Annotated in this window: 5 protein-coding genes; 2 read left to right on the forward strand and 3 right to left on the reverse strand. The window is 46.8% G+C overall.

Annotation, left to right across the window (positions count from 1 at the left end; all coding sequences use genetic code 11):
- Positions 1-521 precede the first annotated feature (521 nt).
- Entirely contained in the window at positions 522-5,891 is a 5,370-nt protein-coding gene (locus tag QUA62_RS18125; RefSeq protein ID WP_333405755.1) for an AAA family ATPase, read from the forward strand.
- Positions 5,892-6,019: 128 nt separating this feature from the next.
- Here QUA62_RS18125 and QUA62_RS18130 read toward each other — a convergent pair whose 3' ends face one another.
- The 3 genes from QUA62_RS18130 to QUA62_RS18140 all read right to left on the reverse strand — a co-directional run bounded on the left by QUA62_RS18130 (position 6,020) and on the right by QUA62_RS18140 (position 20,157).
- Complete coding sequence (locus QUA62_RS18130) at positions 6,020-10,996, reverse strand: Ig-like domain-containing protein (RefSeq protein ID WP_333405756.1); 4,977 nt, start codon at positions 10,994-10,996, stop codon at positions 6,020-6,022.
- Between the two features lie 409 nt (positions 10,997-11,405).
- Positions 11,406-16,199 carry an FG-GAP-like repeat-containing protein gene (locus QUA62_RS18135; RefSeq protein ID WP_333405757.1) on the reverse strand — a complete coding sequence of 1,598 codons (4,794 nt, stop codon included), beginning with the start codon at positions 16,197-16,199 and terminating at the stop codon, positions 11,406-11,408.
- 205 nt (positions 16,200-16,404) lie between these two features.
- Entirely contained in the window at positions 16,405-20,157 is a 3,753-nt protein-coding gene (locus QUA62_RS18140) for a CHAT domain-containing protein (RefSeq protein ID WP_445301680.1), read from the reverse strand.
- A gap of 569 nt (positions 20,158-20,726) precedes the next feature.
- On the opposite strand from QUA62_RS18140, the gene QUA62_RS18145 reads away from it, so the two are divergent.
- Positions 20,727-26,468 carry an AAA family ATPase gene (locus QUA62_RS18145; protein ID WP_333405759.1) on the forward strand — a complete coding sequence of 1,914 codons (5,742 nt, stop codon included), beginning with the start codon at positions 20,727-20,729 and terminating at the stop codon, positions 26,466-26,468.
- Positions 26,469-26,823: the final 355 nt, after the last annotated feature.

The following is a 26,823-nucleotide window of genomic DNA, read 5'->3' on the forward strand; positions in this document are numbered from 1 at the left end:
TTTCATCATGTTGGAGCGTTAGCTTGTCTTGGTTTTTTGACTTTACTTGAACTTTCCGGGGGACTGATGCTAATTGTTGAAAAAGACATAGTATTGGAACCAGCGGGGGGACACCCTCGGGACTTTGACAATCGCAACTCAACATATTTTTTCTAATAAAAGCCGATAGCTCAATTTTTTGTTTCTTCTGAAATCCTTTGATGTCTGGGGTTTTAAACAAACTGCCTGTGACAATATATATATTTAAAGTTTTGCTTAGCGCTGGGGGTGGGACAATTTTTAACGATGTTTGGATAACCGAAACGGGGACAATTCATGGAGTTGAGAATTAACCAGGCTTAGATACGTAGGCATTATAACTCATTACCCTTACTCTGCCAGACCGCGTGAAAGCTACTTAGCTGCCGAAAAACTAAGAGTGTGTTATAAAAACATGATTTGTTCCTTTCTAAAGCGCTATTCTCGACACAACGAACCCGGTGTGTTTTGACTGCGCGTTAATTTTTAGCAAGAAAATAAATATGCTCTCCATTCCAGGCATTGCCGTCCAGACACTTCTCTATGAAAGTGCCAACTCTCTGGTTTACCGGGCCATCCGGAAAGCGGATAACCAGCGGATTATCCTCAAACTTCTCAAAGAAAGCTACCCCACACCTCAAGAATTGGTGCGCTACCGCACCGAATACCGAATCACCCAAGAGTTGAAAGAGGCGGGAGTCGTGCGAGTATATGACTTGCAAAAATACCAAAACAGCCTCGTGATGTTTGTGGAGGACTTTGGCGGTGAATCCTTGAAAATATGGATGCAGCAGCGCTCCTTTACTCTTGAAGAATTTTTGCTGCTCGCTATTGCTACAACTGAAACTTTAGGACAAATTCACAGTGCCAATATTATCCACAAGGATATTAACCCTTCTAATATAGTATTCAATCCAGCGACCGGACAGCTCAAAATTATCGACTTTGGCATTTCCACTCAGCTAACGCGAGAAATGCCAACCCTGAAAAATCCCAACGTTTTAGAAGGAACCTTCGCTTACATCTCGCCGGAACAAACTGGTAGGATGAATCGCTCTATCGATTACCGCACTGACTTTTACTCCCTCGGTGTCACCTTCTACGAATTGCTGACAGGAAAACTGCCTTTTGAGACAGAAGACGCTTTAGAGCTAGTTCACTGCCACATTGCCAGACAACCAGTTCCCCCGCACGAAATCAAGCCAGAAATCCCCCTAATTGTCTCGCAAATTGTCAGCAAGCTGATGGCAAAAAATGCGGAAAATCGCTATCAAACTGCATTGGGGCTCAAGCAGGATTTAGAAATGTGTCTGGTTCAATTACAAGAAACCGATAGCATAGAAGAATTTGACTTGGGAACGCTGGATCTTACAGACCATTTCCTGATTCCCGAAAAGTTATACGGCAGAGAAACAGAAGTTTTTCATCTATTAGCGGCCTTTGAAAGAGTTCGTAAGGCTAGTGCCGAAATGATGCTAGTTGCTGGCTTTTCTGGGATTGGTAAAACCGCAGTAGTGAATGAAGTGCATAAGCCGATCGCCCGACAGCGTGGCTATTTTATCAAAGGCAAATACGACCAATTCCAGCGCAATATCCCCTTCAGTGCATTTGTGCAAGCATTTCGGGAATTGATGGGACAATTATTATCAGAAAGTGACGCTCAGTTACACAGATGGAAAACCCTGATTCTCACCGCAGTAGGCGAGAGTGGGCAAGTCTTGATTGACGTAATTCCTGAATTAGAACACATCATTGGCGCTCAACGTCCTGCACTAGAATTGTCGGGGAGTGCAGCACAAAATCGCTTCAATCTGCTGATGCAGAAATTTGTGCAAGTATTTACCCAAGCAGAACATCCCTTAGTGATGTTTTTGGACGATTTGCAGTGGGCAGATTCGGCATCGCTGCAATTGCTACAAGTGTTAATGCAGGATAGGGGGCATCTGTTAGTATTGGGTGCTTATCGGGATAATGAGGTATCACCGGCTCATCCGTTTATGTTGACTGTGGATGAGATTTTGAAGTCTGGAGCCACGGTGAATACGATTACCCTGCAACCGTTGAGTTTAGCAGATCTCAATCAGTTGGTAGCAGATACGCTGATTTGCGATTTATCTTTAGCCGGGCCCCTGACAGAATTGGTTTATCAAAAAACCCAAGGTAATCCCTTTTTCTCGACTCAATTCCTCAAAGCCTTGTATGAAGAGGGTCAAATTATTTTTAACCCCCCTCAATCCCCTCTTAGTAAGGGGGGCAGTAAAGGGGGGTGGCAGTGCGATATTAATCAACTTAAATTTGCCGACGCCTCGGATGTGGTGGAGTTTATGGCGGCGCAATTGCAGAAGTTGCCTGCCAAAACTCAGGATGTTCTCAAACTTGCTGCGTGCATTGGGGCACAGTTTGATTTAGATACCTTGGCAATAGTCAACGAAGAATTACCAGAACCAACGGCATCAGCGCTGTGGAAAGCCTTGCAAGAAGAACTCATTTTAGTGATTTCAGAAGGCTATAACTTTATTCAAACAGATGCTCAATCCCCGAATCAGTCTGTTGCTAATCCAACTTATAAGTTCCTGCACGATCGCGTCCAGCAAGCGGCTTATTCATTGATTCCCGACGACCAAAAACAAGCCACTCATCTGAAAATAGGACAGTTACTGCTACAAAGTTCTTCCGAGATAGAAACAGAAGAAAAACTATTTGATATAGTGGGGCATTTAAATCAAGGAATTGAGTTAATCCATCAATTAAGTGAACGCTCAGCCTTAGCCCAACTCAACTTAGAAGCTGGACGTAAGGCTAGAAATTCTACCGCCTACGCTGCGGCAAATATCTATCTACAAACGGGAATTGAGCTACTGACACCTCAATGCTGGCAAACTCAATATGAATTGGCGCTAAATCTCTATGTTGCTGCTGCTGAAATTGCCTATTTGAATGGTGACTTTGATGGTATGGAACAGATGGCAGCACTGGTTTTGCAAGAAGCCCAAACAATTTTAGAGCTAGTTAAAATTTACGAAATTAAAATTGCGGCTCAGACAGCCCAGAGCAAGGTATTAGAAACGATCGCAGTAGCAAGAGACGCACTCTTACAATTGGGGATTGAACTTCCTGCCGAACCTGATGAAGCCAAGATTGGCAAAGCGCTACAAGCTCTTGCGGGCCAACTAAGTGGCAGAAAGATTGAGGAATTGGTTGACTTACCTGTGATGACAAATCCACAGACTCAGGCAGCTATGCAACTGTCTGGTATGTTGTTTCCACCCATTTTCCAGGGAATGCCCGGTTTGCTGCCCCTGCTTAGCTCAACGATGGTGAGTTTATCGATCTCCTTTGGGAATGCGCCCGCATCGACGGTGGGTTATGCGATGCACGGGATGGTGTTCTGTGCCTTTTTACAAGAGGTGGAAACGGGCTATGGCTTTGGGAAATTGGCACTTTCATTGCTCGATCGGTTGAATGTGCCCGAATTCAAGTCCACAGTTCTACTTTTGTTTGGTGGCTGGATTCAGCATCGCCAAGAATCTCTTTTGGCAACGATACCGACGCTGAAAGAGGGCTATAGGTTTGGTATGGAAACAGGCGACTTTGTAGACGCTGGCTACAACATATATATTTGTTTTTATACTCATTTATTCGCTGGTGTAGAACTAGACACTTGGGAACCAGAAATAGCAAGTTACAGGGCTGTCATGGCGCAGTTGAAACAATATTCGGCTCGGGTTTATTTGGATATGATTCAGCAGACGGTGCAAAACTTGAGGGAAACCCGTATGCGGCCGGATTTGTTAATAGGCTCTGCCTACGATGAAACGGTGATGATTCCCAAGCACTATCAGGATAATGAATTCACGGCGATCGCTTGTGCCTGCATCTACAAACTGCTGCTTGCTTACTGCTATGGGAATTATACGGCTGCCCTAGACCACATTACCCAAGTCAAACAGTATTTGATGGGAGTATCTGGATCGGCTTTTGTTCCAATTTTTCATTTTTATGCCGCCCTGACGCACCTGGCAATTTTTCCCGCACAGCCAGCAATTGAGCAAACTGAAATTATTGCCTTAGTGGAAACCCATCAAAGCACGCTGCAACAGTGGGCGCAAAATGCTCCCATGAATTATCTGCATAAATGGTATTTAGTGGAAGCAGAACGGCAACGGGTGTTGGGCAATAAAGCCGAGGCGATTGAAATGTACGATCGTGCCATTTCTGGAGCCAAAGAAAACAAATATGTTAATGACGAAGCCCTGGCAAACGAAATCGCAGCCAAATTCTACTCGGAATGGGGCAAAACAAAAGTTGCTCAAGCCTACATCTTTGAGGCGTATTATTGTTATGTTGAATGGGGAGCTACTGCTAAGGTAACGGATTTAGAAACGCGATATCCCCACTTATTCGCGGTAACTCAACCGGGAAGGAATAACACTCAAACTACCGTAGCAATGACAACGACTGGTTCGGGCAACCACCTAGATATCAGCGCAGTTATGAAGGCTTCTCAGGCGATTTCTGGAGAAATTATGCTAGATAAGCTACTGTCTAGCTTGATGAAAATTTTGATTGAAAATGCAGGGGGGCAACGAGGCTATCTGATTTTGTTAAGCCAGGGCAAACTATTAATTGAAGCTGAAGGAACAATAAATTCCGCACAAGTGACCGTGTTGCATTCAATCCCCGTTGAAACCTGTCAAGAACTTTCCAAAGCGATTGTCAATTATGTGGCTCGCACTCAAGAAAGCGTCGTACTGGATGATGCTGCGCGATCGGGACAATTTACTAACGACCCCTACATCCAAAAGCATCAGCCCAAATCAATTTTATGTGTGCCGCTGATTAACCAATCTCAAATCATCAGTATTGTTTACCTAGAAAATAATCTGACAGCGGGAGCTTTTACCCCTGAAAGAGTGGAACTATTAAAAGTGTTATCTGGACAGGCGGCGATCTCGATTCAAAATTCTAAGCTTTATACAGAAGTACGCGAAAATGAAAGCAGGCTGGCTCAACTCAACAAAGCTTACGAGCGATTTGTTCCCCATCAATTCCTCCAGTTTTTAGAGAAATCAAGCATCATTGATGTGGAATTGGGCGACCAAGTGCAGTTAGAAATGTCGGTGTTGTTTTCCGACATTCGCGACTTTACCACGCTTTCGGAAACTATGACGCCGGAGGATAATTTCAAATTTATCAATTCTTATCTCAGTCGCATGGAACCCGTCATTAATGAAAATAAGGGGTTTATCGACAAATATATTGGCGATGCGATTATGGCGCTGTTTAGCGGTGAGGCGGATAATGCGGTGAAAGCGGGAATTGCTATGCTGCACCGTCTCGTTGAATACAATAAATACTGCGCCAACGCTGGCTGTGCCCAGATTCAGATTGGGATTGGGATTAATACGGGTTCTTTGATGCTGGGAACGGTGGGCGGACCAAATCGCATGGATGGGACAGTAATTAGCGATGCGGTTAATTTAGCTTCTCGCGTGGAAAGTTTGACAAAAAATTATGGGGTGGCGCTGTTAATTACCCAGCCAACTTATGCGCGCCTGAAAAATCCATCTCTGTACACAATCCGCACTCTAGACACGGTAAAAGTTAAGGGAAAATCCGAAGCTGTGACGATTTATGAGGTGTTTGATGCAGATCCGCCAGAAATTAAACAAGCCAAGTTAGCTACGCTGGAATTGTTTGCAGAAGCTAGGGCACTTTACTCGGAAGGGAAGTTATTTGAAGCGGCGCGGCTGTTTTCCGAGTGTTGGCGTCAGAATCCGGGCGATCGCGTTGCTAAAATTTACTGGGAACGCTGTGAGTCTGCATTGGTGACTCGCACAAAAATCAAAGACCGACTACACCATTTACATTAAGCGGTTGCTATACCTGAAATTCACAGCAAAAGTGCGATCGACTGCTGAGACACCCTACAAACTAGGCGATCGAAATCGGGTAGGTATGTTGTTGCGCTAAAGCGCTAAAGCGCCACAACATAAGAAGTCTAAAAAGTTACTGCCTGAACTATACTGCTGGCAGTGACTCCTTTCAAGACAGCTAAATATTCCCCTGTTACCTGATACTGAATTATAGTATCGTTCACAAAAGCGCCTGTTCCTTGATAAATATTTAACTGGCTAAAAGCCAGGGGGCTAATTAAATCAATTTTGTCTTGATTGAGGGTAAAATCAGTAATCACATCGGCTGTAGAAGCGTCTGTTCCACCAGTATCGATCGCGATCGCAAACACATCAAAACCCAATCCGCCTGTGAGAGTGTCGGCACCAATTTCTCCAAATAAGTAATCATTGCCCCCGTCGCCAAACACTATATCGTCGCCATCGCCGCCGTAAATGCGATCGTTTCCCTTACCTCCGTAAATCAAGTCAAAGCCGCCGTCACCCCGAATAAATTCAATCCCTTGGCCGCCAAAAATAATGTCATTGCCATCGCCGCCCCTGATGCCGTCATCACCTTTTTGTCCGTAAAGCAAGTCATCCCCTGCTTTGCCATGAATATAGTCATTGCCGGGGCGTGCGTGGATAATGTCGTTTAATGCCGATCCTGTGACGCGATCGTCGGAGTCTGTCAAACCGATTACTGACTTGTTCAACAAGGTTTTGACATCGCCTAAGTTATCGTTATCGCTGATATTGACTGTGAGAGGGGCGACGATATTATTATACAATGTGTCATTGCTGGTAGTGGCGTGGCTAATTGGGCTGACCCGATCGCCCTCAACAACCGCATCGTCAACCGCAGTCACCGTTACCGTTTGAGCGACATTCCAGTTTGCGGGAGTAAAAGTAAGAGCCCTTTGGCTGACAGTAACTTGAGTTTCAGGGGTAATGGCGACGGTGACATTAGCAGTTGGCTGAGTATTTAATCGCACTTTGTATATATCGCTGCCCAAGCTTTCGAGTACGTCGGTACTGCCAAGTGGTTCAAGGAAAATGACAGCGGGAGTAGCTTGAGTTGGCGTTGGAGTTATTGTCGGTGTTGGCGTCGGAGTTATTGTCGGAGTTGGCGTTGGAGTTATTGTCGGTGTTGGCGTCGGAGTTATTGTCGGAGTCGGAGTTATTGTCGGAGTTGGAGTTGGAGTCGGAGTTGGAGTCGGAGTGGGAGTTGGCGTAGGAGTTGGTGTTGGAGTCTGTGTTGGAGTCGGAGTCGGTGTTGGCGTGGCAATGTTAACAGTAAAACTGCCTAAATTGCTAGCTACAACTTGATTGCCAAAAGTATCTTTTACTTGCGATGCTTGCAAATTAACAGCATAACTGCCATTATCTGTATCATCCCAATTTCCCCCAGGCGGAGTCAGCGAATAAGTGGCCGTGCGAGCTGTGCCATTACTATTAGTATCGACGCTGACCAATGTAGCGGGAATTGCACCACCTGACCAGTTTACTACCAGATCAGAATTATCTAAACTGCTAACATCAATTCCACTACTATCACTAAAAGTAACTGTCAAGGTCTGACTTGTGCCGCCCGCTGTAGTAATGTTAGAAATTGTACCCAAGCTAGCAGTAGGTGCCGTAAAATCAGCGGTACGAACCAGTTGAGTGGCAGCGGTATTATTATTACTCGCTGTATCCGTAGCAAGAGCCGGAAGTACATCAACTGTGACGGGGCCATCAGCATTCGGTGTGACATCAAAGGTGTAGGTTTTGGCATCGACTGTGACAAAGTTACCGACAGTCGCATTGGTGACGGTAATATCAGTATTATCAAACCCGGTGACATTTTCACTGAATGTTGCTGTGACGCTAAATGCTGCGTTGACTCGGGTTGCTGATGCGGATGTTAAGGCAACTGTTGGTGCGGTAAAATCAGCGGTACGAGTTAACCGAGTGGCCGCCGTATTGTTATTACCCCCAGTATCATTCGCTGTTGCCGCAAGTACATCAACGGTGACATTACCATCAGCATTCGGTGTGACATCAAAGGTGTAAGTTTTGGCATCAACTGTGACAAAGTTACCGACTGTCGCATTGGCGACAGTAATATCAGTATTATCAAACCCGGTGACATCTTCACTGAATGTTGCTGTGACGCTAAATGGTGCGTTTGTGATTGTTGGGGATGCGGATGTTAAGGCAACTGTTGGCGCTGTAGCATCATTCGTGCGAGTCAGTTGCGTGGCGGCGGTATTATTATTGCCAGCAATATCAGTGGCTGTAGCAGGGACATCAACGGTGACAGGGCCATCAGCATTAGGTGTAACGGTAAAATTATAAGTTGTGCCACTACCTGTGAAATTGCTAATCGTACTGTTAGTAAGATTAACGTCGCTGGCTATAAATCCTGTGACGCTTTCGCTGAATGTTGCTGTGACTAAAAATGCTGCGTTTGTGGTTGTTGGTGATGTGGAGGTTAAGGCAACTGTTGGCGCTGTAGCATCATAAGTGCGAGTCAGTTGCGTGGCGGCGGTATTGTTATTGCCAACAAGATCAGTGGCTGTAGCAGCAGGGACATCAACGGTGACCGGGCCATCAGCATTAGGTGTAACGGTAAAATTATAAGTTGTGCCACTACCTGTGAAATTGCTAATCGTACTGTTAGTAACATTAACATCGCTGGCAATAAATCCTGTGACGCTTTCGTTGAAGGTTGCTGTGACTAAGAATGCTGCGTTTGTGGTTGTTGGGGATGCGGATTTTAAGGCAACTGTTGGCGCGGTGATGTCGGCGCTGCGAGTCAGTTGCGTGGCGGCGGTATTGTTATTGCCAGCAAGATCAGTGGCTGTAGCAGCAGGGACATCAACGGTGACAGGACCATCAGCATTAGGTGTAACGGTAAAATTATAAGTTGTCCCGCTACCTGTGAAATTGCTAAGCGTACTCTTAGTAAGATTAACGTCGCTGGCTATAAATCCTGTGACGCTTTCGCTGAATGTTGCTGTGACTAAAAATGGTCCGTTTGTGGTTGTTGGGGATGCGGATTTTAAGGCAACTGTGGGTACAATGGTGTCAATAACTATGGCTTTACTACCGCCGAGGGAATTGGGTGTGGCGGTAGCGGGGAGGCCTAAGATGGCATCCCCAGTCAAATTATCTTTAATTGTGCCGCCGTTGAGGGTGAGGGCAGTTGTGGCCAGGTATTCTAAGTCACCCGAGGTGTCTGGGGCTTGCACTACATAGTTGAAGGTGAGGGCTGTAGTACCGCTACCGCTGGTATAGGTGGCAAAGCGGTCAGTTGTGCCTGTTTCTAGTAGCAGTTGGGGCGTGCCACCTGTGGTATCTACGTTGACAGCGGCATCCAAGGTGACGGTGATATTGATAGTAGAACCGACACCGTAGCTGCCGTCAGCGGTGGTAGCGGTGACAGCAGTAACTTTCGGGGTAGTGTTGAGCAGGATGGAGACGCTGTTGCTGAAGCCGTTCGCCACAGCTAAGTCAGGTTTCCCGTCGCCGTTGAAGTCGTCGATGATGGTGGAGCGGGGGCCATCACCCGTTGTGAAGTCAACTTTGGTGGCGAAAGTGGGGGTGGTGGCTCCGGGGGCGGTGGTGTTGAGCAGGATGGAGGCGGTGTCGCTGCCGTTGTTCGCCACAGCTAAGTCAGGTAAACCGTCGTCGTTGACGTCGTCGATGCTGGGGGTGTAGGGGCCATCGCCAGTACCTAAGGTAACTTGGGGGGCGAAAGCAGGGGTGGTGGCTCCGGTGGCCGTGGTGTTGAGCAAGATGGAGGCGGTGTCGGTGAAGATGTTCGCCACAGCTAAATCAGGTTTCCCGTCGCCGTTGAGGTCGCCGCTGCTGACAGCCAAGGGCTTAGTGCCACTAGGGAAGTCAACTTTGGAGGCGAAGGCGGGGGTCGTAGCTCCTGCGTCGGTAGTGTTCAGCAGGATGGAGACGCTGTCGTTGTCTCTGTTTGCTGCAGCTAAGTCAAATTTGCTGTCGCCGTTGAAGTCGCCGACGCTGACGGAATAGGGGATTGCGCCAGTACGGAAGTCAACTCGGGGGGCGAAGGTGGGGGTGGTAGCATTTGCGGTGGTAGTGTTCAAAAGGATAGAGACGGTGCTGCTGCTAGTGTTGGCGACAGCTAAATCTGGTAAATTGTCCCCGTTGAAGTCTTTGCTCTCGACGGATAAGGGCTGAGCGCTTGTACTGAAGTTAACATTACTGGCGAAGGTGGGGGCGGTGGCCCCTGCGGTGGTAGTGTTCAAAAGGATAGAGACGGTGTTGCTATTGGAGTTCGTCACAGCTAAGTCAGGTTGACCGTCGCCGTTGAAGTCATCGATGCTGAGAGCCCAGGGTTTAACGCCACCACTAGAGAAGTCAACTTTGGAGGCGAAGGTGGGTGTGGTGGCTCCTGTGGGGGTGGTGTTGAGCAGGATGGAGACGCTGTTGTCGCTGTAGTTCACCGTTGCTAAGTCAAGTTTTCCGTCGCCGTTGAAGTCGCCGGTGCTTACGAAGAGGGGGTAACGGCCAGTTGATAAGTCAACTTTGGGGGCGAAGCCTAGTAAACCGCTGTAGGTTTTGAGGGTGGTTTCTGTGACGGCAAGTTTGGGTCTGTGAGGGGATGGGGGGATGAGTTGGGGGATGTCCCAGGTGCCTCCTCGTTCGCTGTTGCCTGTGGTATTAGTGTTGGCGGCGATGTTGGCGCCTGTGAGTTGGTGCAGTTGAGTGAGGAATGCGTAACCTGCGTGCCCGGCTGCTACGTTACACCCGTAGAGGAGAATATCGGCACGGGGAATTAATGCTTTGCGCCACTGTTTGAGTCCAGGGCCGAAGCTTTTTATGTTGCTGCTGTTGAGTGTATTTGTACCGAGATGTACGGAACCTGGAGAGCCGTGAGAGATAATGTGGATTGCTTCGATATTTTGTTCAATTGCTAACCTTTCGGTGATTTGCTCAATGCCATCGAGCGTTTCATCTAGGATAATTACTTCAGCATTTGGGGAAACGCCGTTAATTAAACTCTGGTAATCTTCAACATTTGAGTCGATAAAAATTAGCTGTGAAGCATTTTTTTGTGGTGTCATTTGTAGCCTCTTACTTTTTCAAGCGGTAAGCCGAATAAAAAATATTTATTGCTCATTAAAAACCTCTCTAATGGGGCTTCTGGTGTGACTCTACTCCTGAGTTGGCTATTGAGCGCGCACCGCCCTCTGCCAGTTCGTAAGTTCTGTCTTTCCTGGCAGTCATTTTTGTAGTCCAGTTTTCTTGATTATCGCCCGCTCTCCTTAGCAGAAAACTCCCATTACTATTTTCTGGCTCCCAGCTTCATTTCATACCATTTGTAACATTTTTATCTGACAGAAGCTAAGCCAAATTCAATCATTTCCAACACTTAGGCACTCACGCCCGTTGGGTTGGGTGGCACAATTTGCCTCTGCAGCTTTTATGGGTAGATTGTTGGTGGGATGCAAAATATATCGGCATCCCCGAAAGCTACACCACGAAATTTACTAGCTCAACTATACTGCTGGCAGTAACTCCTTTCAATATAGCTAAATATTCCCCTGTTACCTGATACTGAATGATAGTATCGTTCACAAAAGCGCCTGTTCCTTGATAAATATTTAACTGGTTAAAAGCCAGGGGGCTAATTAAATCAATTTTGTCTCGATCTAGGGTAAAATCAGTAATCACATCAGCAGCGGAAGCGTCTGTTCCACCAGTGCCGATCGCGAGGGCAAACACATCATTGCCCAACCCGCCGGTGAGAGTGTCGGCACCGATTTCTCCAAATAAGTAATCATTGCCCCCGTCGCCAAACACGATATCGTCGCCATCGCCACTTTCAATGCGATCGTTTCCCTTACCGCCGTAAATCAAGTCAATACCGCCGTCACCCCGAATAAATTCAATGCCTTGGCCGCCAAAAATAATGTCATTGCCATCGCCGCCCCTGATGCCATCATCCCCTTTTTGTCCGTAAAGCAAGTCATCCCCTGCTTTGCCATGAAGATAGTCATTGCCGGGGCGTGCGTGGATCATGTCGTTTAATGCCGATCCTGTGACGCGATCGTCGGAGTCTGTCAAACCGATTACTGATTTGTTCAACAAGGTTTTGACATCGCCTAAGTTATCGTTATCGCTGATATTAACTGTGAGAGGGGCGACTAAATTATTATACAATGTGTCAGTGCTGGTAGTGGCGTGGCTAATTGGGCTGACCTGATCGCCCTCAACAACCGCATCGTCAACCGCAGTCACCGTTACTGTTTGAGCGACATTCCAGTTGGCGGGAGTAAAAGTAAGAGCCCGTAGGCTGACAGTAACTTGGGTTTCAGGGGCAATGGCGACGGTGACATTAGCAGTTGGTTGAGTATTTAGTCGCACTTTGTATATATCGCTGCCCAAGCTTTCGAGTACGTCGGTACTGCCAAGTGGTTCAAGGAAAATGACAGCGGGAGTAGCTTGAGTTGGCGTTGGAGTCGGAGTTGTTGGGGGAGTTATTGTCGGAGTTATTGTCGGAGTTATTGTCGGAGTCGGAGTTATTGTCGGAGTTGGAGTCGGTGTTGGCGTCGGTGTTGGCGTCGGTGTTGGCGTCGGAGTTATTGTCGGAGTTGGCGTCGGAGTTATTGCCGGAGCCGGAGTTATTGCCGGAGCCGGAGTTATTGTCGGAGTTGGAGTTATTGTCGGAGTTGGAGTCGGAGTTGGAGTTGGCGTGGGAGTCGGTGTTGGCGTGGGAGGCGGTGTTGGCGTGGCAATGTTAACGGTAAAACTGCCTAAATTGCTACCTACAACTTGATTGCCAAAAGTATCTTTTACTTGCGGTGCTTGCAAATTAACAGCATAACTGCCATTATCTGTATCATCCCAATTTCCCCCAGGCGGAGTCAGCGAATAAGTTGCCGTGCGAGCTGTGCCATTACTATTAGTATCGACGCTGACAAAGGTAGCGGGAATTGCACCACCTGACCAGTTTACTACCAGATCAGAATTATCTAAACTGCTAACATCAATTCCACTACTATCACTGAAAGTAACTGTCAATGTCTGACTTGTGCCGCCCGCTGTAGTAATGTTAGAAATTGTACCCAAGCTAGCAGTAGGTGCCGTAAAATCAGCATTACGAACCAGTTGAGTTGCTGCGGTATTGTTATTACTGGCAGTATCCTTAGCTTTAGCCTCCGGTACATCAACTGTGACATTACCATCAGCATTCGGAGTAACGGTAAAATAATAAGTCGTGCCGCTACCTGTAAAACCGCTCACCGTACCGTTAGTAACATTAATGCCACTATTACTAAATCCTGTCACAGTTTCACTAAATGTTGCTGTGACTAAAAATGGTGCATTTATTGTTGTCGGTGATGCGGATGTTAAGGCAACAGTAGGTGCGGTAAAATCAGCAGTACGAGTCAGTTGAGTTGCAGCGGTATTATTATTACTCGCAGTATCCGTAGCTGTTGCCTCCGGTACATCAACTGTGACATTACCATCAGCATTCGGTGTGACTGTAAAATTATAAGTCGTGCCGCTACCTGTAAAGCCGCTAACCGTACCGTTAGTAACATTAATGTCACTCGCACTAAATCCTGTCACATTTTCACTAAAAGTTGCTGTGACTAAAAATGGTGCATTGATTGTTGTGGGTAATGCGGAGTTTAAGGCAACTGTTGGGGGTGTTAAATCAGCATTACGAACCAGTTGAGTTGCTGCGGTATTATTATTACTGGCAGTATCCGTAGCTGTTGCCTCCGGTACATCAACTGTGACGGGGCCATCAGCATTCGGTGTGACTGTAAAATTATAAGTCGTGCCGCTACCTGTAAAGCCGCTAACCGTACCGTTAGTAACATTAATGTCACTCGCACTAAATCCTGTCACATTTTCACTAAAAGTTGCTGTGACTAAAAATGGTGCATTGATTGTTGTGGGTAATGCGGAGTTTAAGGCAACTGTTGGGGGTGTTAAATCAGCGGTACGAACCAGTTGAGTGGCAGCGGTATTGTTATTATTGGCAGTATCCGTAGCTTTAGCCGCAAGTACATCAACTGTGACGGGGCCATCAACATTCGGTGTGACATCAAAGGTGTAGGTTTTGGCATCAACTGTGACAAAGTTACTGACATTCGCATTGGCGACAGTTATATCAGTATTATCAAACCCGGTGACATTTTCATTAAAGGTAGCAGTGACGCTAAATAAACCATTTACTGTTGTTGCTAATGCTGATGCGGATGTTAAGGCAACTGTGGGTGCAGTCGTATCAATAACTATGGCTTTGCTACCGCCGAGAGAGTTGAGTGAGGCGGTAGTGGGGAGGGTTAAGAAAGCGTCAAAGGCTGTACCCACAGTTTCTTTAATTGTGCCGCCGTTGAGGGTGAGGGCGTTGGTGGCGAGGTATTCTAAGTCACCGGAGGTGTCTGGGGCTTGGACTACATAGTTGAAGGTGAGTACAGTACCGCCGCTACCGCTGACATAAGTGGCAAAACGGTCAGTTGTACCTGTTTCGAGTTGCAGTTGCGGTATGCCACCTGTGGTATCTACGTTGACAGCAGCATCGAAGGTGACGGTGATATTGATAGTGGAACCGATACCGTAGCTGCCGTCAGCGGTGGTAGCGGTGACAGCAGTAACTTTGGGGGTGGTGTGGAGCAGGATGCCGGCGTTGTTGTCGCCCGGGTTCCCCACAGCTAAGTCAGGTTTTCCGTCGCTGTTGATGTCGCCGATGCTGACGGAGCGGGGGTAACGGCCAGTTGGGAAGCGAACTTGGGGGGCGAAATCAGGGGTGGTCGCTCCGGTGGCAGTATTGTTGAGCAGGATGGAGACGTTGTTGCTGAAGTCGTTCGCCACAGCTAAGTCAGGTTTTCCGTCGCCGTTGATGTCGCCGATGCTGAGGAATCTGGGGCCAGCGCCAGTTGGGAAGGGAACTTGGGGGGCAAAAGTGGGGGTGGGGGTTCCGGTGGCAGTAGTGTTGCGTAGGATGGAGACGTTGGCGCTGTCCGTGTTCGCCACAGCTAAGTCAGGTTTGCCGTCGTTGTTGATGTCGCCGATGGTGACGCCGAAGGCGCCAGCGCCAGTTGCGAAGGTAACTTGGGTGGCGAAAGTGGGCGTGGTGGCTCCGGTGGCAGTAGTGTTGCGTAGGATGGAGACGTTGGCGCTGCCGTAGTTCGTCACAACTAAGTCAGGTTTTCCATCGCTGTCGAGGTCGCCGATGCTGACGCCGAAGGGGCGAGTGCCAGTTGCGAAGGTGACTTGGGTGCCGAAATTGGGGGTGGTGGCTCCCGTGGCCGTATTGTTGAGTAGGATGGAGACGCTGTTGCTGCTGCTGTTCGCGACAGCTAAGTCAAGTTTTCCGTCGCCGTTGATATCGCCGATGCTGACGGAGGCGGACTTAGTGCCAGTTGGAAAGGGAACTTGGGGGGCGAAAGTGGGGGTGGTGGCTCCTTTGGTGGTGTTGTTGAGCAGGATGGAGACGTTGTTGCTGGTGTAGTTCGCCGTTGCTAAGTCAGGTTGACCGTCGCCGTTGAAGTCGCCGATGCTGACTCCGAAGGGACCAGCGCCAGTGGCGAAGGGCACTTGGGGGGCGAAAGTGGGGGTGGTAGCTCCGGTGGCAGTATTGTTGAGCAGGATGGAGGCGGTGTTGCTGCTGGTGTTCGCCGTTGCTAAGTCAGGTTGACCATCGCCGTTGAAGTCGCCAATGCTGACGGACAAAGGGTTACTGCCAGTAGGGAAGGTGACTTGGGGGGCGAAGCCTAGTAAACCGCTGTAGGTTTTGAGGGTGGCTTCTGTGAGAATTAGTTTTGGCTTTTGAGGGGATGGGGGGATGAGTTGGGGGATGTCCCATGTGCCTCCTCGTTTGCTGTTGCCTGTGGTATTGCTGTTGGCGGCGATGTTTGCGCCTGTTAGTTGGTGGAGTTGAGTGAGGAACTCGTGGCCTCTGTCTCCGGCTGCTATGTTACAGCCGTAGAGGAGAATATCGGCACCGGGAATTAATGCTTTGCGCCACTGTTTGAGTTGAGGGCTGAAGCTTTCTATGTTGCTGCTGTTGAGTGTATTTGCACCGAGTTGTACGGAACCTGGACTGCCGTGAGAGATGATGTGGATTGCTTCTATATTTTGTTCAATTGCTAGCCTTTCGGTGATTTGCTCAATCCCATCCCGCGTTTCATCTAGGATAATTACTTCTGCATTGGCGGAAACGCCACTAATTAAGCTCTGATAATCTTCAACACTTGACTCAATAAAAACTAGAAGTAAAACCAATTTTTGGTGTATCATTTGCATCATATTTAATTTTAAAGCTTTAGAGTTTTTATTCAAATAACATTACGAAAATTCCTAGCAATCAAATGTTAGCAATTTCCTTGTTAATGCCGATTGCTTCGCTTCTCGATTAGAGGGTTATTTTTTATGCAATTTTTACTCTGTTTTTACGAATAAAAAAGCATTTGTAGGGCGCGACTAACGAAGCACTTGCAATTATGTTTATACCTTACCAAGGACTTCCAATCATCGTAAAGCCCGACCAATAATAAGGATGGGAAAGGTTTTCATTACCTAGTTTAGCTAATTCTAGTGGCAATTCTAACTCCTTATTTAAGTTTGACAAAATTAAACGGCCATTTTCAATGCGAACTTGACCTTTGAGCATGGCGATTTGAGCCTGCCGTAAGGCTTCGGCTTTAATAGGCGCGACTTTTAACTGATCGTAAAATTCAGCCATTAACCCTAAAGTACCTTCATCGCTGACGTACCAAAGACTCGCCAAAACTGACTTCACCCCCGCTTGCACAGCTAGCCCCGCAAAGCCTAATTCAACGCCCTCATCACCCACAGCAGTTTTACAAGCGCTCAACACCAATAGCTCAACTTTAGGCGGCTGATCCCACCCTAGTTCGCGCACGCGATCGAGTGTTAGTCTGGTGTCTGATAACTGAATGTAAGAATTGCTCGGTGCTCCCGGCTTAAATTCTCCGTGAGTGGCGAGGTGAATAATTCGATAGGGTCTGTCATTGCGCTGCGATTGAAGATTATTGAGAGTAAAGGTTTGATTAAGGAAAGATTCGCCTTTCCATTCTGAGGCAATAGCATTAAGTTCTGCGGGCACTGCTGGCAAGGGTTGGTTATTGGTAAATTGCGAGGCTCCCATTGCTAAAACTTCAGCATTTTTAACGCTTTCATAGTTAGTATCGGTCAAGTTGACACTGGGAATAAGTGCGATGCTGTATTTTTCTACTAGAAATTGAGAACCGTCATGGAGGGCGGCTAAGGGGAGCGATCGCAACCCCGCATCCATACTAAAAACTAGCGTATCGATGCCCTGAGCTTTCAAATCAGCTTCCAAGGGTGCAATTATCCACTGGTAAAGTTGTTGGGATGCTGGCAAATAGCTCTGAGTATTGATTTTGCTGGGACTAAGGAGTTCAGACCTCAAATTGGCGACGACTTGCATCAAAGTTTCGCGCTTAGCTGGGGGGATGCTTTTATGAATTGGGATGCCTGTAGGGGGAACGATGATCAGGTCTAATTGTTCAGGGCGGGCTAAGGCGTAAATAATGGCTGGTTTCTTACCAGTTTGGTTGGCGATGACTTTAGTTCTTTGCTGTATTGCCGTAAAAGATTGCAAATCCCGCCTGATTTCCTGGTTAATGTATGACCCCACTTGTTCGCTATAGAAGATATCCATAAAGACACTGGCTTGAGAGATATCGCCTCTATCGATTAGCCTTGTGATATCGCTGGGGCTAACTATATTTAGAGGCGATGCCGTTTGGACAACTTCGCTTACCCAATCGGATCTGTAGTTAAAAAGAGACTCAATTCTATTAATGATACTCAGGTTGTCAGATTGAGCGATCGCGTTGGTAGTTGAAATATCCGGTAAAGAGAAGGTGGCATCAAGAGACGGAGATAAAGTTGGTGTCGGAGTAGGTAATGGCATCGGGGCTAGCATTTCAGGCGCAATGGAGGGCACAAGCAATATCGGAGACGGTATTGCTTGTGGAATTGGCGCGGGTGATGGCGTTGGTTCTGGTATTAAAGATGGCGCAGGTGATGGCGTTGGTTCTGGTATTAAAGATGGCGCGGGTGATGGCGTTGGTTCTGGTATTAAAGATGGCGCAGGTGATGGGGATGCCGTTGGTGGTGGGGTTGGAGAGGGTGTCGGTTCCGGTGTTGGAGATGGTGTCGGTTCCGGTGTTGGTTCCGGTGTTGGAGATGGCGTCGGTTCTGGCGTAGGCGATGGCGTTGGAGATGGGGTCGGTTCCGGTGTTGGTTCCGGCGTTGGAGATGGTGCCGGTTCCGGTGTTGGAGATGGCGCGGAAGTAACGATCGCAATATTGCCCTGAGTGTAAGTGCTTGGCGGCACTGGCACTGCAAACTGTGGCGAAATTGTCTGGGAACCTGATGTAATGGCTCCCGCCGTCCCATTCGTTGTCGCATCGCCGACAATAAAAGGTGTAGTCGTGCTCCCCGCGTGGCGAATAGTAATCGCGCCGCCACTTGTGCCATTAGCGCTGGAAATGCTCACATTTACACCGTTACTATCTGTAAAAGTGCCGCTGACTGTGAGAAGATTGCCAGCCGTGAGGTCAATACTGCCGCCAGTAGACTGAAGAGTGCCTGTAACGGCGATGTCGCTAGCAGCTTTGAGAGTAATATTGCCGCCAGAAGTGGCGATCGCATCCAGCGCAATGTCCCCTGCTGATTCCAAAATCACAGGCCCGCCTGCTGTCGAAATCGTTCCCACTCCGATGCTATTGCCCGAAGCAACACCGGGCGAAGCAAAAAATGTCTCCCCTGCTGTCGTATTCGGCGGCACATTGGCAGCATTCGCTAGAGTCGAAACGCCCGATCGCAGAATTAAAGCTGCACTACCTGAAAGCACCGCCGCATCTGGATCGGCAGAATCTGACAAAGTAGTATCTGGCCCAGTGATAGTAATATCTCCCGCCGCGATCGCGCCTTTTGCTTCTACCTTAAGTGAGGTTCCAGTATAATCACCAAATCTCACATCTCCCTCGGAGCTAATAATCGGGTCGTACAAACTCAAAAAACTGCCACCGTTGCCAGACAATGTGAGAATACTTACATTACCTCCCGCAGCGAAGTGAGCATCACCGGAAACATTGCCATTGCTCAATAATGTGATATCCCCTGCGGATTGGAATGCAGGGTTAGGGTAATTTAGCGCGAAGATATCAATATTTTGATTACCTTGTATAGTAAGATTGCCGCCCGCGATCGCCCTGAAAGCGTTATTTCCATCCCGCACCCGCACCGTATCTCCTGCCAACAGATACAAGTTATTCTCAGTAAGTAGCTGGCTTTCTACCAAAGTGAGATTACGTGCTGCCGAGAGTGTAGCATTCTGACTATTAACAGTAGAACTAGCGATCGCCACATCCCCGCTTTCCACCCTCAAACCCGCCGTCAAAACCACTTCTCCTGCACTGTTAACGGAGATACCAGTAGCAGAGTTTCCACCTGCGCCCGCAAGCAATTGCGGAAGAGACAAAGGCAGAGATAATTGCCCATTCTGTGCCAACAATCCCCCGTCAACAACCCCTATTTCTAAACTTAATAAATGTCCTTCTTGACTAATCCGAACAGCATTTTCACCGGGGACAGCAGCGACAATAATATTACCTTGCGGAGCATTGAGGGAACCAGTGTTGACAACTGTGCCGCCAATTAAACTTATACTTTGCCCCGCCCTGACTGCTAAAGTACCTGCATTGATGATACTTCCCGGTTGGCTGAGATTAAAGTAAAAAGTGTTCGGAGTTCCTATCAGCGTACTGTAATCGTTCGCTCCGGCAACATTGAACAAACCGGAATCAAAACCGATGTTAGTAGCAGTAGTAGCTGTAAAAGCAGCCGGAAGATTCAAGCTAGCATTAGGGCCAAAGATAATGCCCGAAGGATTTATTAAAAATAGGTTGGAATTGCCACCACTTACTTTAATTAAACCGTTAATAATAGAAGGGTTGCCGCCTACTACCCGTCCTAAGATGTTGCGAATAGCGGGAGTAGACATAAAATTAGCAATCTGCCCTTCGCTAAGCCCAAACTGTTGAAAACTGTGGAAAAGATTCGCTCCATCTCTAGAAGTTTGACCGCCTGTAATATTCAAGCGATCGCCGTTGTCAGGCGTGACAGTAGTGCCAGCGTCATTGGGTGCGGGAACAATGGGTTGTCCTTGTACCACCGCTGTACTGACAATAGTGGCTGCGATCGCTAGCATTGCAGCACCATGTATAGAAAAGAAGGCTAGTTTCATTAGCTTTTAGCTGGCAGAGAGATCACGTATCTGACAATTATAACTTTAAGGTATTAGCTGATCAGTGCGGTCAACTGCGACGCAGGCTTAGCTATTAAGAAGGTCGTCACCATCAGGGCGGTTGCTTTACCTAAAAATCACATTCTGCACCCTCAACTGTCAGAATCGGTTATTACTTGTTTTTATCCAGTAATAAAGCTATAAATTATAGCTTTATACCGTACATTGACTGATGAAAAACGTTTTAAAGCTAGAATTTATTATTTTAAAAATAGAGTTTTCTGCGTAATTATGCTGTGTCACACGCCAAGCAGCGTAATGTGGGCTGAAAATCACAGCAAAAGTGCGATCGACTGTTGTGCACAATACAAATTAGGCGAGCGAAATCGGGGCTACCACAAAGTATTTGCAGGCTGCTACCCGAAAAACTAAACATTTGTTAACAAAGCTTATTTTTGCTTTTCTAACGCGCTATGCTCTAGACAAAACTGGTGCGTGTTGACTGCGCGTTAATTTTTAGCCTAAAAATCAATATGCTCTCTATTGCAGGCGTTGCCACCCAGACACTTGTCTATGAAAGTGCCAACTCTCTGGTTTACCGAGCCATTCGGGAAGCGGATCGCCAGCCGATTATCCTCAAACTTCTCAAAGAAAGCTACCCCACACCTCAAGAATTGGTGCGTTACCGCACCGAATACCGCATCACCCGAGAGCTAAAAGAGCCGGGAGTTGTGCAGGTTTATGACTTGCAAAAATACCAAAACAGTCTCGTGATGTTTGTAGAGGACTTTGGCGGCGAATCCTTGAAAATATGGATGCAGCAGCGCTCGTTTACTCTGGAGGAATTTTTGCTCCTGGCGATCGCCACCACAGAAGCATTAGGGCAAATTCACAGCGCAAACATTATCCATAAAGATATTAACCCCTCAAATATTGTTTACAACCCGGAAACGAAACAATTAAAAATTATCGACTTTGGTATTTCCACTCAGCTAACGCGAGAAACGCCAACCCTGAAAAACCCCAACATTTTAGAAGGCACATTAGCCTATATTTCACCCGAACAAACGGGGAGAATGAATCGCACTCTCGATTACCGCACTGACTTTTACTCGCTCGGCGTCACCTTCTACGAATTGCTGAGTGGAAAACTGCCTTTTCAGACAGAAGATGCTTTAGAGTTGGTTCACTGCCACATTGCCAGACAGCCACTTTCCCCCCACGAAATCGAGCCAGAAATTCCCCTAATTGTATCTCAAATTGTCAGTAAATTGATGGCGAAAAACGCGGAAAACCGCTATCAAACCGCCTTGGGAATAAAGCATGACTTAGAAATATGTCTGCTTCAATTACAACAAACGGATAGCAGAGAAGAATTTGACTTGGGAATGCGGGATATTACAGACCGTTTCCTGATTCCTGAAAAGTTATACGGCCGGGAAAGTGAAGTTGATAATCTATTAGCAGCCTTTGAACGAGTCAGTACAGGTAGCGCCGAAATGATGCTGGTGGCTGGCTTTTCTGGAATTGGTAAAACCTCAGTAGTGAACGAAGTCCACAAGCCAATCGCCAGACAACGGGGCTATTTTATTAAAGGCAAATACGACCAATTTGGGCGCAATACTCCTTTCAGTGCATTTGTGCAAGCTTTTCGGGAATTGATGGCGCAATTATTATCAGAAAGTGATGCTCAGGTACAAACATGGAAAACCAAGGTTCTGACAGCAGTAGGCGAGAGTGGGCAAGTGCTGATTGACGTAATTCCTGAATTAGAACGCATCATTGGCGCTCAAGATCCTGCACTAGAACTGTCGGGGAGTGCCGCCCAAAATCGCTTCAATCTGCTGATGCAGAAATTTGTACAAGTATTTACCCAAGCCGAACATCCCTTAGTGATATTTTTGGATGATTTACAGTGGGCAGATTCGGCATCGCTGAAATTGTTACAACTGTTGATGGAGGATAGGGGGCATCTGTTAGTATTGGGTGCTTATCGGGATAATGAAGTCTCCCCTGTTCATCCGTTTATGTTGACAGTGGAGGAGATTATTAAGTCTGGGGCAGTGGTTAATACTATTACGTTGGAACCGTTGAGTTTAGCAGATATGAATCAGTTGGTAGCAGATACGCTGATTTGCGATTTATCTTTATCTCAACCTTTGACAGAATTGGTTTATCAAAAAACCCAAGGTAATCCCTTTTTCTCGACTCAATTCCTGAAGGCGTTGCAGGAAGATGGTCAAATTACTTTTGACTGGAATGTACGGCATTGGCAGTGCGATATTGCTCAAGCTAGACTTACCCACGCCTCGGATGTGGTGGAGTTTATGGCGGCGCAATTGCAGAAGTTGCCCAGAGAAAGTCAGGATGTTCTCAAGTTGGCGGCTTGCATTGGAGCGCAGTTTGATTTAGATACATTGGCAATAGTCCACGAAAAATTAACCGAACAAACGGCATCAGCATTGTGGAAAGCTTTGCAAGAAGGACTCATTTTACAGATTACAGAAGGCTATAGCTTAATTCAAACAGACGTTCAATCCCCGAATCAGTCTGTTACTAACCCAATTTATAAGTTCCTGCACGATCGCGTCCAGCAAGCGTCTTATTCCCTAATTCCTGAAAACCAAAAACAAGCCACTCATCTCAAAATCGGACAGTTACTCCTACAAAATTCTTCGGAACTAGAAAGAGAAGAAAAACTGTTTGATATTGTCGGGCATTTGAATCTAGGAATTGAGGCGATCGCTCAAGCAAGCGAACGGGAAGCCTTAGCTCTACTTAACTTAAAAGCCGGACAGAAAGCCAGAAATTCTACTGCCTACGCTGCTGCAACGGCCTATTTACAAACAGGGATTGAACTCTTGAGGGCCAACTGCTGGCAAAGTCAGTATGAATTGACCCTAAATCTTTATGTTGCTGCCGCCGAAACTGCCTATTTGAATGCTGATATTGAAGGCATGGAACATAAAGCCGCATTGGTGTTGCAGAATGCTCAGACGATTTTAGACAAAGTTAAAATTTACGAAATTAAAATCGCTACTCACACAGCCCAGAGCAAAATGTTGGAGGCGATCGCAGTGGGTAGAAATGCCCTGGCGCAATTAGGGGTTGAACTCCCCACCACACCTGACGAAGCCAAAATTAGCCAAGCGCTACAAACCCTCAATAGTCAACTCCAGGGAAGAACGGTGGAAGAATTGATTGACCTGCCAGTGATGACTAATCTCCAAATTCAGGCAGCTATGCAACTGTCGGGTATGTTATTTGCACCTATTTTCATTGGAATGCCCGGTTTGCTGCCTCTACTTAGCACTACGATGGTGAGTTTATCGCTCCAATTTGGGAATGCACCCGCATCGCCAGTAGGGTATGCAATTCACGGTATGGTGCTTTCTGCCTTTTTAAAAGAGGCGAAAACGGGTTATGACTTTGGTAAATTGGCACTCTCATTGCTAGATCGGTTCAATGTGCGGGAATTCAAACCCATAATTCTCCTGATGTTTGGGAGCTTTATTCAGCATCGCCAAGAACCTCTGAGGGCAACGATCCCGACGACAAAAGATGGCTTTACTGCTGGCATGGAAACGGGCGACTTTCTCTACGCTGGCTACAACATAATTAATTACTTTGTTGCCAAATTTTTTTGTGGGGTAGAACTAGATACTTGGGAAACCGAAATAGTAAGTTACAGTGCTGCCTTGGCTCAGGCGAAGCAATATTCTGTCCAGGCTTTTTTGGATATGACGCAGCAGACGGCGAAGAACTTGAGGGAAGCCCGTCTTCCGTCGGATTGTTTGAGCGGAACTGCCTACGATGAAACGGTGATGATTCCTAAGCACCATCAGGATAATGAATTCACGGCGATCGCCCTTGCCTACACTTACAAACTGATGCTTGCCTACTTTTTTACTATTTACACGGCTAGCCTAGACCACATAGCCCAAGGCAAACAATATTTAATAGCAGCATCGGGAACTATTTTTGTTCCCAATTTCCATTTCTATGCAGCCCTGACGTACCTGGCACTCTTCCCCACACAGCCAGAGCAGGAGCAAACTGAAATTCTCGCCCAGGTAGAAACCCATCAAATCACTTTGCACCAATGGGCACACAATGCTCCGATGAATTATCTACATAAATGGTATTTAGTTGAGGCGGAACGCTATCGAGTTTTGGGCAATAAAGCCGAGGCAATTGAAATGTACGATCGCGCCATTTCTGGAGCCAAAGAAAATCAATTCCTCAACGAAGAAGCACTAGCTAATGAACGAGCCGCCCTATTTTACCTAGAATGGGGTAAAGAAAAATTTGCTCAAATCTACATAATTGAGGCGTATTATTGTTATATCCAATGGGGAGCCACGGCTAAGGTAAAAGATTTACAAACCCGCTATTCCCACTTATTAAAACCTATTCAATCTGGAAATAAAAACACTCAAACTACCGCAACAGTGACGACTGCTGGTGCGGCTAGTAATCTAGATATCACCACAGTCATGAAAGCTTCCCAGGCGATTTCAGGTGAAATTCGGCTGGATAAACTAATGTCTAGCTTAATGAAAATTTTGATGGAAAGTGCAGGAGCGCAAAGAGGGTATCTAATTTTGTCAAGCCAGGAAAATTTGTTAATTGAAGCTGAAGGGACAATCAATTCAGAACAAGTCACCGTTTTGCAATCCATCCCGGTTGAAACCTGTCAAGAACTTTCCTCCGCCATTGTCAATTATGTTGCCCGCACTCAAGAAAGTGTCGTACTAGATGATGCAGTTCGAGAGGGACAATTTACTAACGACCCCTACATCCAAAAGAATCAGCCCAAATCAATTTTATGCGTACCGCTGATTAATCAATCTCAAATTATTAGTATTGTTTACCTAGAAAACAATCTCACAGCCGGAGCTTTTACGCCTGAAAGAGTGGAACTATTAAAAGTGTTATCTGGACAGGCAGCGATATCGATCCAAAATTCTAAGCTTTATACAGAAGTCCGCGAAAGTGAGAACAGACTGACTCAATTTTTAGAAGCAATTCCAGTGGGGGTGTCAGTGCTGGATGCTTCTGGCAAACCTTACTATAGTAATCGCGTTGCTATTCAATTATTAGGTAAAGGAGTTATTCCTCAAGTCGCCAGCGAGCAAATACCAGAGATTTATCAAGTCTATCAAGCTGGAACAGACCAGGAATATCCCTTTGCTGACTTGCCGATTGTGCGGGCGTTGAAGGGAGCAAGTGCCACCGCTGAGGATATGGAAATCCACCAAGGCGACAAGATTATTCCGATCGAGGCTTGGGGTACTCCCATCTATGATGAAAAGGACAACATTTCTTATGCAATTGTAGCCTTTCAAGATATCACGGAGCGTAAAAAAGCCGAAACTGAGCGAATCAGATTTACCAATGAATTGTTCCAACTCAACAAAGCTTACGAGCGCTTCGTCCCCAATCAGTTCCTCCAGTTTTTAGAGAAATCAAGCATTATTGATGTGGAATTGGGCGACCAAGTGCAGTTGGAAATGTCGGTGTTGTTTTCCGACATTCGCGATTTTACCACGCTCTCGGAAAGCATGACGCCGGAGGATAATTTCAGATTTATCAATTCCTATCTTTCTCGTATGGAACCCGTTATTAATGAAAATAAGGGGTTTATTGATAAATATATTGGCGATGCGATTATGGCGCTGTTTAGCGGCGATGCGGATAATGCGGTGAAAGCCGGAATTGCTATGCTGCAGAGCCTCGTTGAATACAATCAAAATCGCGCCAATTGTGGTTATCCACCGATTCAGATTGGGATTGGCATCAATACTGGCACTTTGATGCTGGGAACGGTGGGCGGACCAAATCGCATGGACGGGACGGTAATCAGCGATGCGGTGAATTTAGCTTCTCGGGTGGAAAGTTTGACGAAAAATTATGGGGTGTCGCTATTAATCACCCAGTCAACTTACTCGCGTTTAGAAAATTTATCCCAGTACGCAATCCGCACCCTCGATACGGTAAAAGTCAAGGGAAAATCTGAATTAGTAACAGTTTATGAGGTGTTTGATGCTGATCCGCCTGAAACCAAAGCGGGCAAATTAGCTACGCTGGAATTGTTTGCAGAAGCTAGGGCAAATTACTTGCAAGGGAAGTTTGCTGAAGCGGCCCGGCTGTTTGCCGAGTGTTGGCGTCAGAATCAGGGCGATCGCGTCGCTAAAATTTACTGGGAACGCTGTCAGTCTGCATTGATGAGTCGCAGCACAAAAATTAAAGATCGGCTAGACAATTTAGATTAATTGGAACAGTCCCAAACTCGATCGCTACATTGTTGGAGGGGGAAGTCATTTTCATTTTTCACAGTGGTATTGGGGCGACGGTGGGGTGCAGTCTCGGTTGGAAGAAGTGTCGCTGCTGCCACTGAATTTGGGGCAAACGGCTAGTTTGTTGCGGCTGCGGGAGTTTTTGGCGGGTAAGCATAAAGGCTCAGAGTGATGTGAAGCGCGATCGCTTCATTGAGGACTAGGATTAGGTCAAGATCCATCACAGCAGCGATCGCGGGCAAGGAAGGCAAAAGCGGCGTTGCTGAAAGGGTAATGATTTAAGTCGGTAAAGGAATAGTTTGATATTTCAGATAGTGCAGCAATAACCGTA

This window comes from Microcoleus sp. MON1_C1, assembly GCF_036701945.1.
In the GTDB taxonomy this organism is placed as follows: domain Bacteria; phylum Cyanobacteriota; class Cyanobacteriia; order Cyanobacteriales; family Microcoleaceae; genus Microcoleus.